This window comes from Proteus sp. PR00208, assembly GCF_016238545.1.
Lineage (GTDB): Bacteria > Pseudomonadota > Gammaproteobacteria > Enterobacterales > Enterobacteriaceae > Proteus.
The window spans coordinates 1-16,661 of record NZ_JAEHQE010000018.1 but is presented as its reverse complement, the minus strand read 5'-3'; the positions used below and the strand labels follow the sequence as shown (position 1 = coordinate 16,661).

General features: G+C 38.4%; 11 protein-coding genes. 5 read left to right on the top strand and 6 right to left on the bottom strand.

The annotated features are described in order from the left end of the window. Positions 1-13: 13 nt before the first annotated feature. The 5 genes from JEP36_RS12780 to JEP36_RS12760 form a co-directional block, all read right to left on the bottom strand. Complete coding sequence (locus tag JEP36_RS12780; protein WP_198626226.1) at positions 14-2,509, bottom strand: fimbria/pilus outer membrane usher protein; 2,496 nt, start codon at positions 2,507-2,509, stop codon at positions 14-16. A gap of 93 nt (positions 2,510-2,602) precedes the next feature. Next, positions 2,603-3,169, bottom strand: a complete 567-nt coding sequence (locus JEP36_RS12775) for a fimbrial protein (protein WP_109372980.1) — start codon at positions 3,167-3,169, stop codon at positions 2,603-2,605. A gap of 1,223 nt (positions 3,170-4,392) precedes the next feature. Then, positions 4,393-5,670: a sigma-54-dependent transcriptional regulator gene (locus JEP36_RS12770; protein WP_198630310.1), complete on the bottom strand. Its 1,278-nt coding sequence runs from the start codon at positions 5,668-5,670 to the stop codon at positions 4,393-4,395. Beyond that, positions 5,648-8,023: an ATP-binding protein gene (locus tag JEP36_RS12765; RefSeq protein WP_198620716.1), complete on the bottom strand. Its 2,376-nt coding sequence runs from the start codon at positions 8,021-8,023 to the stop codon at positions 5,648-5,650. Before JEP36_RS12765 ends, JEP36_RS12770 begins: the two co-directional genes overlap by 23 nt. A 57-nt stretch (positions 8,024-8,080) precedes the next feature. After that, a complete protein-coding gene (locus JEP36_RS12760) occupies positions 8,081-9,370 on the bottom strand; it encodes an ABC transporter substrate-binding protein (RefSeq protein WP_109372977.1) in 1,290 nt (429 codons plus the stop codon). 313 nt (positions 9,371-9,683) lie between these two features. Between JEP36_RS12760 and JEP36_RS12755 the strand changes: the two genes are divergently transcribed. Both JEP36_RS12755 and pyk read left to right on the top strand, forming a co-directional pair. Then, the gene (locus tag JEP36_RS12755) at positions 9,684-11,021 is read left to right on the top strand and encodes an MFS transporter (protein ID WP_151436087.1); all 1,338 of its coding nucleotides are present in this window, start codon (positions 9,684-9,686) and stop codon (positions 11,019-11,021) included. Between the two features lie 65 nt (positions 11,022-11,086). After that, positions 11,087-12,538, top strand: coding sequence for a pyruvate kinase (gene pyk, locus JEP36_RS12750; protein ID WP_198620715.1), 1,452 nt, complete (start codon positions 11,087-11,089; stop codon positions 12,536-12,538). A 106-nt stretch (positions 12,539-12,644) separates the two neighbouring features. Here the strand turns inward: pyk and JEP36_RS12745 are convergent, their stop codons facing one another. Beyond that, complete coding sequence (locus JEP36_RS12745) at positions 12,645-13,049, bottom strand: Rap1a/Tai family immunity protein (RefSeq protein ID WP_198630309.1); 405 nt, start codon at positions 13,047-13,049, stop codon at positions 12,645-12,647. Between the two features lie 285 nt (positions 13,050-13,334). Here JEP36_RS12745 and JEP36_RS12740 point away from each other — a divergent pair, with 285 nt between their 5' ends. The 3 genes from JEP36_RS12740 to JEP36_RS12730 all read left to right on the top strand — a co-directional run. Further along, positions 13,335-14,522 carry an ROK family transcriptional regulator gene (locus JEP36_RS12740; RefSeq protein ID WP_285714945.1) on the top strand — a complete coding sequence of 396 codons (1,188 nt, stop codon included), beginning with the start codon at positions 13,335-13,337 and terminating at the stop codon, positions 14,520-14,522. Between the two features lie 39 nt (positions 14,523-14,561). Next, positions 14,562-15,860, top strand: coding sequence for a hypothetical protein (locus JEP36_RS12735; RefSeq protein WP_198630308.1), 1,299 nt, complete (start codon positions 14,562-14,564; stop codon positions 15,858-15,860). Between the two features lie 27 nt (positions 15,861-15,887). Further along, positions 15,888-16,661, top strand: a 774-nt coding sequence (locus JEP36_RS12730; RefSeq protein ID WP_198630307.1) for an MFS transporter, incomplete at its 3' end; no start/stop codon positions are given.

The following is a 16,661-nucleotide window of genomic DNA, read 5'->3' as shown; positions in this document are numbered from 1 at the left end:
GACTTAAATTTAATTACTTACAAGGAAGCAACAACATGTTGCTTAAATTATTTTCTAGCACTTGAGGTAATTGGAATTGGCAAGTTTCGCCATTCCAAGCAAGATCTAATGTTTCACCTGCTTTTACACCTGATAAATAAACAAAACCATCATCTGAAATAATGCCGACTTCTAATTTATCTTTGTTATAAACACTGGCGCCAAAAGGAGGATGTTTCTTATCAGCCATCGTGATCACCGCTAAGACTTTCTCACCTTCAATCACGTTAAATTTACGGTAACCGATCGCCCCTTCTGTCAAGGTAGCGTATTGGGATGATTGAACAGCATCAGCATTTTCAGGAAGATTATTGATATCAATCGTAATATGGCTACGAGAATAGTTTTGCACACCCATTAAAACTGCTTTACCGTGACGGTTAGTTTCAATTGGTGTTAAACCTGTTTTAATCGGAATATCTTCAACATTATTGGTATCAACCAATATGCGTGAATTTCCCATTGAAGTGACTCGGTGCAATGCTCCCCCTTCTGGGGTTAGCGTTATCCCACCCATTAATTGCATCGATAAAGCGCTTTGATTATTTTGGGTATAAGTTCCACTTGTCGTCAGTTTTGCTAAATTACCGTCGTAATTATAGAAACCTGACAGATTCACTTTATCGCTATCCCACGTACCCGCAGATAAGTTATAGGTACTTCTTTCATTCAGTCGCTCATAATAGTTAACAGAATTACTCGTATTATGGCGATTAAATGATCCCGAATAACTAATATTGGCATCATTACGCTCTAGCGGTACACCTAATGACACATAAACTCCTTCGTCATTATTATGGCTAGATTCCACTTTATACGCGGATAAGTTAATGGATAAATTTTTAAAATTAGCCCAATCAAAATAACTAGAAACCGTAAAACTGTAGTTATCAGTTGAAGGTCGATTCCAATAGGTTTGGCGAGAATAGTTTAAATACGTATTGATATTGTAATCAGGGAAAGCTGTACCAAAGATGGCGGTATAAAGCTCTTTACCACTGTCAATATGAAGCCCACGATAACGACCATCTAAAAATTGAGTCATACTTAAATAGTCTCGTTGAGAGAAGCGATAACCCGCAAACGTAATCTGGCTATTTATTTGATCAAATTGTTTCGAATAGGTAACGTTATAAGAAGTACCAGATAGTGTCTTATCATCAAAATTACTGCCCATCTCAGCACGCGAAGCCGAAATATTAAAAGAAAGCACCCCAAATGGCGCTAAGTCTTGCCCTAGACCTAAAGCAATATTTTGATATTCAGTTGAGGCTAATAATCCGCCATAAATCGTGGTGTTATTCGCTGCCCCCCATGAAAAGGAGCCTAATGAAAATGCAGGACCTTCAGTGTCATGTTCATTTTTAGTTGGCTTACCCATCACCAGCTTATATAAAAACTGGCCAGGTCTTGTCAGTGTACCTAAACGCGAGGTTTCTACTTTAAATGTTTGAACAGAACCATCTTGTTCTTCAATAGAAACATCTAAGGTACCGCCCCCAAATGTGTTGACGTCTTGAATTCGAAACGGCCCTGGACTTACTTCATTTTGATAAACAATACGACCATCTTGACGCACAATAACCGTGGCGTTCGTTCTTGCAACTCCCGCAATTTCAGGTGCATAGCCCTGTAAACGAGGCGGGATCATCGCGTTATCACTTTCTAATGAAGCACCAAGATAACGGAAGCTATCAAAAAGCTCTGATGAGAGATATTGTTCACCTAACGTTAATTTTGCACCTAAAGATCGAATAGCTCGGAAAATATAAAGCTGGTTCCAACGCCATGATTTATCGTTGCTATTTAAATTACCGCCAGAGGCTTGCCAATCTGAACGAAAACGCCAAGCGCCCATATTAATGCCCATTACACCACTAATATTGGTTCCCGTTTCGGTCCTTTTATCGTTGTTTTCATATCGAATAAGGCGATTACTCATATTGTAATCAAGAAAGGATCCCGCAATACCATCATCCCAACGTGATGGCGGATCCCAACTTGGATCTTGATATTCCATAAAGGCTTGAGGAATGCTGATACTTAAAATACCGGTGTAGAGATCACCCACAGCATTCATATTTGGCACGGAGCGGAAATCAAGACACTGGGTATTATTCGTTGTTAACCAAGTGACTTTTTTTTCCCATTCAGATTTTAAACCTAAAATGGGGTAAACCTCTGGGGTGATACAAGGAATAGATAACTCTGCGTTGTAATCTGGGGAAAAAAATAAAATAGGCTCTTCGTTTCTTACTCTTTGTTTATTAACGTCAGTTGCCAGTAAATGAGTGCCTGGTTGAATATAATTTGCGTAAGAGAATTTAGTAAAGTCAGTATTTTCAATACCTTTATCTGTTAAGAAATCGGTATTAAAATCTACAGCTTCTTCTGCAAAAATAGGCAACGAAAAAGGAACAAAGAATAAAAGCATTACTTTTGTGATCGTATTTATTTTCATGCTTTTCATTTTGCTATGCCATCCTCAGCATTATTAACAGAAGACAATATTGATGAGATGCATGGCGCCTAAGCGCCACACATCTTATAAAAAAAACAACAATTATTCGTAGATAACTTTGAAATTAGCTACTGTGTCGAAAGAACCCGTTGTTGCTTTCTTATCAACAGCTTCATTACCTTTCACGTAAGCTGAGAACTGTAATGTTGTGAGAGAGCCGTCACCATTATTTAAAGCGTGACCTGCTACTGGGAAACCTTGACCAAAAGTAATTGGATTATTACCACGGTCAGTGATAACGATACCTGCATTTTGTACTTTGCCACCTAAGCCCAGTAATTCGCCAGTATAACCGTCAAAACCACTTACGGTTGCACCAGTGAATGATACTTTTGCAGTTTTGTAAGTTTCAGTTGAGCAGTTTTTCAGAATAATATCGAAGTTTTCGCTATCTGAACGGAATTTATTGCTAGTCAGTTCATGCAATGCGATTTCACCAAACTTAACAGTTTGATCTAAACTTTTATCATCGATTGAACAAGGAACATCATTGATAAAGCCAGTAAAACGCACTTTACCTTCACGGCTTTCCGCTGGATCTGCTGCAAAGCTAGGAGCAGCAACAACTAAAGATAACGCAACACCTAAAGCTAATTTAGTAAATTTCATAAAATTTCCTTTATATACAATAAAGATAGTGATATTTCTTGGCTTCTGACTAAATAAGCGATAAATAATAAATACATCGCCCTTCTACAATTTAAACTTCTTTAAACTTCACAGATCCATATAAAACCAAAATAGGGGATATTCTACGAATGTGTCCTTTATGCATTCATATTCAAATTAATTTACGGAATAAGTTAACCTTATTAACTTTTAAAACGTCATTTTTAAATATTTTAGAAATTAAGTTTCTTAATTAATAAAAACATCTTAATTTGACATATAAATAATTAATAAATTTTAATCAGAAAGTAAGAGTAAGAAATTAAAGAAAAGAAACAATTTAAATAATATTTCTTTACTTGTTTTGCAATGAAATACTCGCAAAAGGCGTAAATTAAGTCAAAAGTCAAAAAATGATATTATTAGTATAATAAGAGGATAGTTATCAAATGAAACAATTCTTTAGATGAGCAATTAAAGTATTTTAAACTAAAATTACATATAGATTAGATATTATTACTTAATAAAAAATAAAGCCGCCATCATTAACACTCATAGCAAGTAAAATGAATATAAAAACCAAACAAATAAAAATAATAAGTTTTTTATAACGAAAAAATATCAAGATATAGAAAATAATATCTTGCTGACACGATAAAGCCAGCATATATACAAAAACACTTAGGATTCATCTCAATTGAGAAATTATATTATATTCTTTAATTTAATTAGAAATAAGATAATCTAATTATGACAACATATTTAAATATCGTTAATTTGTTCTCAACAAGAATTAAAAATAAATTATAAATACAAATTAAATATGATACTCCTTTAAAGAGCATTCTTTTTAATATAGTCAATTATGGAGTAATAACAATAATATCTCGTAACTGTTATATAAAAAATACCATTATTAACGTCAAATAAAGACACCCAATTTTTATATTTAGCTATTAATAAGATTTTAAGAAAAATAAATTTAAAACAGCTCACTATTTTGACACGCAAAAGGTGTAAATATTGAATAAAAAAATAACAGAGTTTTTATCCACAACAAGACCTATTAAAATATAAAAAATGATAAATTCTATCTTTTTACGATTACAGGTAAAATAAAAGGCAAAATAAACTTAATATAAAATATTAAATATAATAACAACAAAAGAAAACTGTGAAAGAGCGCCAGTATGGCGCTTCTTTGTTATTGAATAGTGGGTAAATCAAACTTTTGGTTTATAGCTATCTTTATCGAGATCATGTTTTTTCATTCGTAAATACAGCTTTTTACGTGGAATACCCAAATAATCCGCCACATCACTAACACGTCCCGCAAATAAATATAACGCATCTTCGATTAATCGACGCTCATATTCATCCACAAGATTATCCAAAGGGCCTTCAGGTGGAATAATGGCGCGATGTTGTTCACTATCAACCATTTTCACAATGCCTACCGCATATAATTCAGCAACATTTCGTAACTCACGAATATTACCCGGCCAATCGTAACGCTTTAAAATATCGAGATAATTACGATCAATTTTCGGTACCGCAATACCGAGCCTCTGTGCACTTTGTCGTAAGAAAGCCCTAAATAACGGAATAATGTCTGGGCGTCTGGCACTTAACGGAGGCAGTGAAAAAGTGATTTGTGAAAAATAGTAATAGAATTCAGGGATTAATCGTCCTTCTGTTACCAGTTGCTGTGTATTATTTTCTAAAATCGCAATCGTTCTAAAGTGGCGCTTTCCTTGGCGTTCCATATCTAATAGATAAGAACTTAACCAGCGTTGTGCTTCAGATGATAAATCATATGGAGAACGTAAAATCAGCGTTCCTACTTCATCCGCTTCAATTTGAGCAATAACCTGTTTGATATCCGATAAATTTTGGCAATCGACTGTTTGGATAGCTTTATCACTATGTGGGCTTAATTCATGCAATAGCTGAGCAAGAAGATGACGCCCTGTTCCCATTTCCCCTTCTATCATTAAATCTTTATCAATATCGGCAATTTGTTGTACTTGCTCTCTAATCGCGGTGATTTGCGCACTGTCTCCCACTAATCGCTCTTGTGTGGTACTTATTACCGCATTCCTAAGCGAAAGAATGGATTGACGCTCTTTGTGTGCCTTCGCCACTAACTCTAAGAAAACAGGTGGATTAATCGGTTTTTCAATAAAATCATAAGCGCCTTTTTTTACCGCTTCTACTGCTAACGGTATATCGCCATGTCCTGTGATCATGATAACGGGGATACGAGAGTCAATTTGTTTAATGCGCTCTAATACTTCCATGCCATTCATTGCTGGCATATAGATATCAAGTACAACAGCACCCTGCCATTCTGGTGTTAAAAGGCTTAATGCTTTTTCTGGTGACTCGGTTACTCTAGCAACCATTCCCGCAAGATTGAGTAAATGGCGATAAGATTCAAGAATATCTTCATCGTCATCAATTAATAAAACGTCGATATCAGGCATGTGTGATTGTGTCATCTGTAAACTCCAAAACAACCATGGCGCCACCATTTAATGTAGAGGCCAAGTAAATTTCATAACCAAACCGTTGCATAATTGAACGGCAAATGGATAACCCTAACCCAAGCCCCACATCTTTTGTGGTTGTAAATGGGGTAAATAGTTTTGGTAAAACATCTGAATTGAATCCTTTTCCACTGTCCGCGATCGCCACTAATTTTCGTTTAGGATCAACAGATAAAAGATCAATTGTGATTTGGCTTTCACCAACACCCGCAATAGCATCCATTGCATTAACAAACAAATTAACCAAGACTTGCTCAATTTGTGTCGGGTCTGCACAAATGGTTAATTCATCAGGAATATTATTCGTAATAATGCACTGCTCTCGTTTAGAACGGGACTCCACCAGCACCATCGCACTATCTACCAGCTCTTTTAATGGCGCTGAAACAAAGCTAATTTCAGACGAAGATTTACGTGAAAAATTACGCAATGCAGTAATTATTCGATTCATTCGTGCGCACAGCTTTTCAATGCGTTCGATAGAATCAGGTAATTGATCGTATTTTTCCATCTGCATAGTCAGTTTTGCACTGTATAGATAGGTGTTAATTGCAGAGAGTGGCTGATTAAGCTCATGTGCAAGGCTTGTCATCGCCTGCCCTACAACTGCCATTTTAGCTGCTTGTACTAACTCTTCTTGTGTCTGAATTAAATGTTTCTGTGCCTGTTCACGGCGCAATATCTCTTCATTTAATTGCTGGTTTTTATCCTGCAAATCTTGTGTTTTTAATGCCACCAGCCGTTGAAGCTCTAATCTGCTTAGCTCTTGGCGCGTAATATCCGTGATCGTCACAATATATTTGTGTTCATCTTTATGAGGATATTCTCGAATATTAAATTGTAAGAAATGAGGCTCACCTTCTTTTACCATCCTGATAGTACATTCACTCTGCCCTAATAAGTAAAGCTGACCACTTGAACTAAATTGCGCTTTAAGCATGGTGCTCGCCTCACCACTAAACAGTAACCAAAGTGGCTTATTATTTTGTTCTTTTCCTGTACCTAATAGTGTTGCTGCACTTGGGTTTACCGTTTCTATTCTGCCATCGTGGTGACAGGTAATTAAACTTGCATCGGTATTATTAATAAGATTTAACGCATTGCTGGTTTCAACTTCTTTCATTTGACGCCAAAATCGACGAAGCCGGCGACTTAACAGGCCAATTTCATCTTGTCCTTCAATCAGTACAGGCTCGGTTAAATGACCTTTGGCTACATGCGCTAAGTCATCACTTAGTTTATTCAATCTTGCGATAAGTCTTCTATCAATCAAGATTTTCATCACAATAATACTCAGCAATAGTGATGCAATAATGATGACTACAATAACGATTTTCCCTGTTGCCATTAGTTTGCGGGTATTATCATTAAGCTTATTTAGCGCTTCACTTGTAGCAAAAACATTACCTCTTACAGCATTATCAAATTGTGATAATTTTTCATTTAATTCAGGAGTTAATGCTTTGAGCTTTTTCTCGTTTTCCACATCATCAATCAGTGTTTGATAGATATCACCGTCATAACGGGTGATCGCAATAATCTCTTGTAATACCTGACGATGGGCAATAGTCGATGGATAGCTTTTTAGTTTCTGATTTAAGGCAATAATTTCATCAATTTTGACGCTGATATAGTGGAAAGCGACATCAATATCACGGCTATAACGTTGATGTGCAATTTCTTCAACCAAGCTGATTAATTCATTTTCTGTCGTAAACAACTCTTGTAATAAGGTTGATTCCAATAGGAGTTGTAGGCTGTTTTCCTGTACATTTTTTTCATTGATCATTTGGCTGACATGCCACTCAATTTCATTAAGGAGTGGTTTAATGTCTTCGCCAACGGCGTCATGCATCCACGCCAATTGCCCTAATAATTGTGCAAGGCGGTTTTCTAATTCACGTCGTTTATCCAATAATACATCTTGTTGATTAATAAGCTCCGATAACTCATCAACAAGTTGAGTATAAAAATCACGCTGTGGCTTTTGCTCAATAGGAAACTCACGCAAATTATCTAATAACTGATGAATTTCCTGCTGTTGTTGCTCTGAAATCGATTTTCGTTGAGTCTGTTCTCGCTCTTTTAATAGCATCTGTAAATTGGTGCTATAACGCTCCATGGTATAGCTGGTGGTTAACATCGGTAGAGACTCTCCCACTGACGCATTAATTTGTGTCGCCAGTTTTCCCCACATAAAAAAGATAACCACACCAATCAATAAGGTGAGTAAAGAACTAAAGATAAACGCCATATACAGGCGTCTACCTAGTTTGCCAAATTGTTTAGGCACTAATAATTTCATCCGTAATACCTTTCATAAAAACAGCGCTTCCTGCTGTATATTTGAACCACAAGGCGGTTAGGGTGATTTTGTCTCTTTCAATAAAACCAGTGCTTGTTCAAGCCTTTCAGCTTCTAATGTGCGCCATTGATACAGCACAGCTAATGCTTGATCAGAGTATTCTCGCTGATCGGCTTCTTTCATAAATAACGCTTGTAATGTCGGTGAATTAGCCTCTTTTTCGCTAATAAGCACTGAACTTGCTATTTTTCGCGCTTTACTGATCGCAGAAATACGTTCTGGCGTTTTATTTTCCTGTCTTTCTGCTTCGTGGATATCATTCCAAACTTGGCGCATTAAAGGAAAATTATGGGTGATCATTTGATCAAATAACGCATTAACGACTTCACTACGGCGATACGCCTCATTGCTGTTTAAAATAAATTCCGTGTTATTAGCAAGTTCATCGTTATTACGTAAAATCTCTTTGCTTAATGGGATCTTTGCCATATCACTTTTATAGATGATCTCTTGTCCTTCATCCGATAAAAGAAAGGCAATAAATTTAGCTGCGGTGTCTCTTTTACTGCTTTCGGCAACAATAGCAACATAAGCCGGTAAAATAATCGACTTATCAAAATAGCTAAATTCGACAAAATCAAAGCGTTTCTGATGATTAAAAGCGTAGTTATCGATAATTGGGCCTGCACCTACAATGCCTCTGGCGATAGCATCACTGACACGGGAACTACGTGCCGAAATCGAGGAAAGATTACCACTGGTTTCGAGTAAGATCTGCCATCCACGCTCCCAGCCGTACTCTTGTAGCACATTTTCCACCATTAATTGCATCGTGCCAGAGTTCGCTGGAGTGGTCATGGTTAAGTGCCCTTGGTAAATAGGATCACTTAAATCAACCCAACTTTTAGGTGCAGGAATACCGAGTTTTTGTAGGTATTGCGTATTACTCATAATGCCAATACCGGAATAACCAACCGTGGTTATCTTATCGTTTAAGATATCACTATGGCGCGTTAACCATTTTGGCGTTTCGTAATTTACGGGTAATCGAGCTAGTAGCCCTTCTCTATCTAGATGATGGAAAAAATTAGCCGATGACGACATCACAATATCAACTGGCTGTGTGGGATATTGTTTCATCATCCGTGTTGCAATCGCGACGCGACGATAAACCACTTGCACCTTAGTATCTGGATAACGAGCGCTAAAAGCCTCTGTAAGTGGTCGCATTGGTGTATCTGAAAGTGTCGTCAGTATAACAAGTGGCTGCTCATCACTACGCACCGGTGTGATAAACAGCCAACTAAACAGTAAACAGACGAGGCTCAGTGTTATTTTTATTCTCATGGACATACCCCTGGTTTTGTTTTGAATAAACATAAAAATGTGTCGAACTTCAAACTTCTGATATTTAGCAATATTTATTATTTTGGGCTAATGAGTCCTTAATGACTCATTTCTAACAATGATACGACGATATCTTCACTCATTTTTAAACCAACGCCTAATAGCGATGTTACAAATTTGACTCACCGATTCAGCAGAATGTGTCATCGATGACTCAAATTCCCTCTTTTGCACCAAGATGACCTAAATGAATAGCATCAGCTCTGAAAACCAAAATCAGCTTCAGACATGAATAATATTCGGAGTCATCTCTATGCTAAGTTTCTTTAAAACCAGAAAGGATCTGCCGCTAATAGAAGCGTCAAGTGAAAAGATCCGCGCAATATATAAAAAGCACCAATGGCAGGTCTTCTTTGGTCTTGTTCTTGGTTATGCCATGTTCTATGTGGTTCGTATGGCACTCGGTGTGGTGAAAAAACCTATGCTGGATGCAGGTATCGTAACCACCGCTGAACTCGGTTTAATGGGTTCTGCGTTCTTCTTTACCTACGCTTTTGGTAAGTTCTCTAACGGCTTCTTGTCAGATTATGCCAATATTGGACGCTTTATGTCCATCTCGTTGATTGCCTCATCCTTTGTTTGTATCTTCATGGGAATGTCAACGGCGAGCCTGTTCTTTATCCTATTATGGGGTATTAACGGCTGGTTCCAATCTGTCGGTTCGGCACCTTCTTGTGTTTCTATCTTCCAATGGTTCTCGCCAAAACAGCGCGGTACAGTTTATTCCATCTGGGGTGGCTCGCGTAATATCGGTGAAGCAATTACGTGGATCTTAACGGCAACCATAGTGAGCTTCTTCGGCTGGCGTGCAGGTTTTATCGGTGCAGGTATCGCAGGTATTGCTGCGGGCATCATCTTGCTGATGATTTTGAAAGATCGTCCTCGTACTTATGGCTTACCTGATCCAGCAACCGCATATGGTGAAGAGTCAGAAGCCGTTAAATCAAGTGATCCTAAAGAAACACGTCGCGCTCAGTTATTCGTATTAAAACAACCAACAGTGTGGATCATCGCAGCAGCATGTGCGGCTATGTATATCTCTCGTTATGCAATCAGTTCATGGGCAGTTCTTTACCTACAAGGTTCAAAAGGCTACTCACTGATTGATGCGGGTTTCGCCATGTCTACTTACCCAATCGCGGGTTTCTTCGGCGCAATCTTAGCGGGTATGGCTTCAGACAAACTGTTTAACGCTAACCGTCATATTCCAACTCTAATTTATGGTATCGCCAACATCGCTGGTTTTGCACTGATGTTCTGGGGTCCACAAAGCCGTGTTATGGATGCTATTGCATTAAGTATGGTTGGTTTTGCAATGGGTGGTCTGGTTGTGTTCTTAGCAGGTTTAACCGCTTGTGACCTGATGCCGAAAAACGCAGTAGGTGCAGTAAAAGGCTTTATCGGACTGTTCGCTTACATTGCAGCATCGGCTCAAGAACTGATTTCAGCATCACTGATTAAAGTCACACAAGTTGGCGATATCACTCACTACGACTTCACCACAGTACAGTATTTCTGGATTGGTTCTGCCATCGTTTCCATGATTTTAGCGACGCTAGTCTGGAATGCGAAAAAAGTTACCATGGATTAATGAATTAATTAAGTTGTCATCAAGGGATACCTTTGGGTATCCCTCTTTAAAAAGAGAATGTCATTATGCGTAAGACAAAAATTGTTGCGACTCTTGGCCCAGCTAGCTGTTCAGAACAGATGATTGAAAAGCTGATTATGGCGGGTGCTAACGTATTTCGTTTAAACTTTTCACACGGCACTCGCGAACAGCATCAGGCCACAGCCGCAACTATCCGTCAGGTCGCAGAAAAACATCGTGTATTTATCGGGATCTTAGCTGACCTGCAAGGCCCGAAAATTCGTATCGCTAACTTTAAAAATGATTCAGTTCAATTAAAACAAGGCGATAGCTTTATTCTAAATGCAGATTTAGACAGCACATTAGGCGACGAACAACAAGTTGGTTTGGACTACCCACAACTTGTTCAAGAAGTCACACCAGGGAATATTCTGTTACTTGATGATGGCAATATTCAATTACAAGTCAGCGCCGTCAATAATAATAAAATAGAGACTGTCGTTACTGTTGGAGGCAAATTATCTAACCGTAAAGGCATTAACTTACTTGGTGGTGGTTTATCTGCTCCTGCATTAACAGACAAAGATAAACAGGACATACACACAGCAGCGGCTATTCAAGCAGACTACATCGCCGTTTCATTCCCACGTAATGGTGCTGATATTGAATATGCACGAGGCTTAGTGATTGCAGCAGGGAGTCACGCCAAAATCGTTGCTAAAGTTGAACGAGCAGAAGTGGTTTCTTGTGAAGAAAACATGGATGACATCATTAAAGCATCTGATGTCATTATGGTGGCACGCGGTGATTTAGCAGTAGAAATTGGTGATGCCAGCTTACCAGGCGCACAAAAGCAACTCATTGCACGTTGTCGCGCATTAGGTTGCCCTGTTATTACCGCAACTCAAATGATGGAATCGATGATTGAAAGCCCAATGCCAACGCGTGCTGAAGTGATGGATATCGCTAATGCCGTAGGTGATGGAACGGATGCTGTGATGCTTTCAGCAGAAACGGCAGCAGGGAAATACCCTGTAGAAGCCGTTAGTGCAATGGCGCGAGTCGCTGAGGGAGCTGAGCGTTCTTTTGCAGCAAACGCAGAAAACCCATGGCAATCACCGTCTTACTATTCACAAACAGGTCGTTGGATTGCATTAGCCGCGGCAACCACAGCATTCCATGACGACAAGCATTTAAGTGTTGCCGCATTAACAGAAAATGGCAAATCAGTGACCTTATTGTCACGCTTTATGCCGAACAACAACGTATATGCATTAACAGATAATCCCGCACTTGCAGGTCAATTAACTGTATTACGTGGTGTAACACCTGTGGCTTATCAACGTCAAAATAACAATGACTGCGATGAAAGTATCATGCAAAAACTGCAAACAGAGGGATTATTAACAGACATGAATTCACTCTTGATCACCCGTTTATCAACTTTTGAGAAAACCGGTGAAAGCGATTGTTGTCATCTTGTTCCTGTAAAACAAGTTGAAGCAGCGACGGCTTGAGTGTCTTCCATTAAGGGGCTTATGAGAGAGGCAACCTGAAGTAAATAACAAGAAAAAGAGCACACCAAAATCATTTTAGCCACAGGGAGTGTGGCTATTTTTCTTTCTACTTATCGCAAGGATAAGCATCTTGTAATGCAAGAATATAAACCAATTCTATGGGTGCATTTTTTTGTTTCTGCTTAACAATGGGATTTTTATCTAAATAAGCATCAATATGCTTAACCATAAAATCTTCATTTTGTTCTATTTTAGGCGGTGGGCAATAAAGAGGACGAAAATCATCGTTATTTTGATTCTCAATTTTCACAGCAACAGCATAAAAATTCAATCCATTCGCAATACCGTTTAAATAAGCTTGTGTCACGGACTCTAATTGTTTATTAGCAGGATTATCTTGAGTAAGCAATTGTTTAACTTGAAGATAAGCACTCAGCGTTATCGCTTGTGAATACACTGGGAATAACAATAACATTCCTATTATCCCCTTTAATAACATTCCTTTTTTCATTCTAATGTTCTCTTTATTTCAATAGATATGGATTTAATTCTAGCCGTTTTATTGCGTTAAGAATATGTGCAGTGAATATATACACTGAAGATTTTTTAGAGGATCACATTGTGCAAATCAAACTCATCAAATTGTGATCATAAACTCATTTAGGATGGTTTCTAAACTAATTAGTTGGTTTATACTTTACAAAGTAAATAAAACGGTGCATAACTGTCAAACACAGACGATTTTATATAAAAAAAACATCTTTTAGTTTTGTTTCTAAACAAATGGAGTAGTAACGTGACACCGAACGTACCCAATACATTACGGCAAATGAATGCCTCGCTTGTATTAAATGTCATTCGTCATCAAGGTCCTTTGTCACGGGCTCAGATAGCCAAAATTAGCGGAATTACAAAAGCGACGGTGTCTGAAATTATTAACGATCTCCTTGAAGAAAAAATCGTTTATGAAAGTGGAGTCAGTTCGCCAGCCGGACAAGGCAGAAAAGGTATTTTAGTTAACTTCGATCCTCAACACAGTTTAGGTGTCAGCATTGACTTAGGTGGAACCAAGATAGCTTATGCGGTTTTTAACTTAGATGCCGAATTGTTGTATGAATATCAAGAACCTACCTTTGATACTGACGACCGTGATGACTTTATTACGCAATTTGCACAAAGTATTGAAAATGTGATCGAAAAAAGCGGCGTAGACCGTCAAAAGATCAATGTTATCGGTGTCGCCACACCAGGGATCATCGATATCAAAAATGGTGTTGTGCTAGAAGGCTCCCCTAACTTACCTCAATGGGATAACTTACCTTTAGCACAACAGCTTACAGAAAAACTCAATGTACCCGTTGTACTCGAAAATGATATTCGTGCAGCACTTGTGGGTGAAATGTGGAAAGGCCGCTGCCGTCATACACACAGTTGTGCACTGATTGGTATTGGCACAGGATTAGGCTCCGCCTTGCTGATGGATGGAAAAGTTATCCGCGGCGCAAACAATGCGGCTGGTGAAATCGGCTATATGATGTTTGCTCGTGATCATCTTTTTCGTAATTGGCGCAATAAAGGGTGCTTTGAGAGTTTCTGCTCCGGCTCAGGTTTAAGTGAGCGAATGGCGAGCTTGCGAGGGGAAAATCTTAGTGCGATTGAGATTATTCAAGCCTCACAACAAGGTGATCCGCTTGCTCAATCCTTAGTTGAGGAAATGGCAGATTATCTTGCTATCGGCATTATGAATTTAGTCGCCATTGCAAATCTGGAAAAAGTGGTATTAACAGGCGGGATCACCCGTTCTGCTGACACCTTTTTACCGCGTGTTCAGGCAAATCTAGATAGACATTTATTTGCTAACACCAAAGTGAATATCGAGCTTTCTGAATTATGGGAAAAAGGCCCGCTTTATGGCATTGCTATTCTCGCCTTAGCTACGGTTTATCCATCAATTCAATTTATGCCCGAGATCCAATTGAGATAACCCTAATAAAAAAGTCTTTAAACGAGATGGGAGCGACTCATGGCAGGAATACATCTTCACCCACATGATATTTTAGACGAAGGCATGCCCGCTATTCTTCAACGCCTTGACGGTATGAAGCATGTTGAGCATTTATTTGTCGAAATTAATACGATTTTTGAACGTAACCCTTACCCTGTTGGCAATCTGCCTCATAACCCTATTCATAATGTGGTTATGGGAACAGGTACATTACACATCAATACTCATACCGATTTTCCTCGTCTAAGCCAACGTGTTGATCCCACAATTTTATCGGGTGCAGATCCGCTAATGACGATAAAAAAAGCCACTGATGGTGGAAAATATAAAGTCATCCCATGGGCTAATATTCTTAATGGCGACTTCATCGGGGATGTAGAACATAATCAAGTAGTGGACTTTAAAAGCCGTCCACAAGCGCATTGGCTCTGTCCTAACGCCCCCGATGTTGCACAACTTTGGCAAAAGACATTCACAGCATTAAAACAAAACTACGGTTATGACACCTTTTTAATTGATCGAATTCGATTCCCTGATTGGGCAGGCAAAGAAGTGAATCCAGCAGGGCTATTTACCTGTTTTTGCCCTCACTGTGAAAAGAAAATGGTGCAACAAGGTTTACCCGTTAATAAAATCAAACATCGCCTTGCTGCTTTAGCTGATTCATTAAAACAAGGGGATTTCGAAACGCCTGTTACCGCATTAAAAGAAGAACCTCTGTTAAAAGCATGGCAACTATTTCGCCAACAAAGTGTGACTCAATTGGTTGAAAGATTACTGTCTGATGCAAAACAAACAGCAGGTGGAATTACGTTATGGCTCGATTTGTGGCCACCCGCTTACAGTTGGATCTTAGGTCAGAACTATCATGAATTAACGCGTTATTCTTCAACACTCAAACATTTCCCTTATCATAAATTAGGGGGTGGTGCAGATGTTCAAGGGTTAATTAATCATTTTGCTCATGACAGTGAAAGCCAAGAGCGTGCATTTACTGCGTTTAAACGTTTATTTGAACTACCTTATGATATTTCATATGAAACCTTTAAACAGCAAGGCTTCCCTATTCACTTTGTTGCAGAACAAAATAATAAAGTTCGCCAGCTTTCACAGCCAAATACCTTTATTTATAGCGGTATTCAAATGTGGAATTTACCAGCCTCTCAATTAATTGAAGCGGTTATTGCTGCAGAAGAAAGTGCATGTGATTCTCTGCTTTATTATTGCTACGGATGGGCGACGCAAGAATTATTTGATGCGATTGGTGAACACAATACACCTAATAATAACTCTTATAACAACACAGTTAAAAAATAATACACCGTGGAAAATCAGGATCAAATTATGGCTAAACAACAAAAATGGAAAGTTTTTTTCCTTCTGTTTGTCACGATGTTTTTACTCGGTGGCATTCAAAATACAAAAGGGCTTATTCTCGAACAGGTTCAACATGATATTTCATTAAATATGAGCCAAGTAGGCTCATTAATTACCTTTTTCCAAATCGGCTTTTTAGTCGCCAGTTTATTAACGGGCTATTTTACCGATAAGAAAGGGTTAAAAGTCATGATGTTTATTGGCTCATTAATGATGGCTGTCGGTTTAACAGGAACCAGCCTTGCTTTCAATGTGATGCTATTTTTTGGCTTTTATCTGGTGATTGGTTTAGGGATTGGCTCGATGCTTGTCTCTATCGTGACGGTTATTCCGACTTTCTATAAAGAGAAAGCAGGGATGATGTTTAACGTCTCTAACGCCATGTTTGGTGTAGGGATGATTGTCACCCCACTTATTTTACAATATCTCTTCTCACACTCTATTTCATGGCGTACCTTTTATGTGGGTGTTGCTGTTATTGTTGCTGTGATTATTTTAGTATTAAGTACCTTAAAAATAGAAAGTAGCGCACAAGTCGATATGAAATTCAGTGACTTTTTAGAGTTACTGACACAAAAGTCACTGTTACTGGTTATTTTATTTATCACTTTATATGTTGCCGCCGAAGCCGCGTTCTTAAACTTCTTCCCTATTTTCTATACCTCTATGGATATTGGGAATATGAGCAATGCGCAAAAAGCAGAAACAGCGGCTTATGTTATTTCTAGTTTTGCTTTCTTA

What these genes read in the sequence shown, in the direction of transcription:
- JEP36_RS12760 (WP_109372977.1), bottom strand. Translation starts at nt 9,370, where the DNA reads ATGAGAATAAAAATAACACTGAGCCTCGTCTGTTTACTGTTTAGTTGG.
- JEP36_RS12780 (WP_198626226.1), bottom strand. Translation starts at nt 2,509, where the DNA reads ATGAAAAGCATGAAAATAAATACGATCACAAAAGTAATGCTTTTATTC.
- JEP36_RS12745 (WP_198630309.1), bottom strand. Translation starts at nt 13,049, where the DNA reads ATGAAAAAAGGAATGTTATTAAAGGGGATAATAGGAATGTTATTGTTA.
- JEP36_RS12775 (WP_109372980.1), bottom strand. Translation starts at nt 3,169, where the DNA reads ATGAAATTTACTAAATTAGCTTTAGGTGTTGCGTTATCTTTAGTTGTT.
- JEP36_RS12765 (WP_198620716.1), bottom strand. Translation starts at nt 8,023, where the DNA reads ATGAAATTATTAGTGCCTAAACAATTTGGCAAACTAGGTAGACGCCTG.
- JEP36_RS12770 (WP_198630310.1), bottom strand. Translation starts at nt 5,670, where the DNA reads ATGACACAATCACACATGCCTGATATCGACGTTTTATTAATTGATGAC.
- JEP36_RS12735 (WP_198630308.1), top strand. Translation starts at nt 14,562, where the DNA reads ATGGCAGGAATACATCTTCACCCACATGATATTTTAGACGAAGGCATG.
- JEP36_RS12755 (WP_151436087.1), top strand. Translation starts at nt 9,684, where the DNA reads ATGCTAAGTTTCTTTAAAACCAGAAAGGATCTGCCGCTAATAGAAGCG.
- pyk (WP_198620715.1), top strand. Translation starts at nt 11,087, where the DNA reads ATGCGTAAGACAAAAATTGTTGCGACTCTTGGCCCAGCTAGCTGTTCA.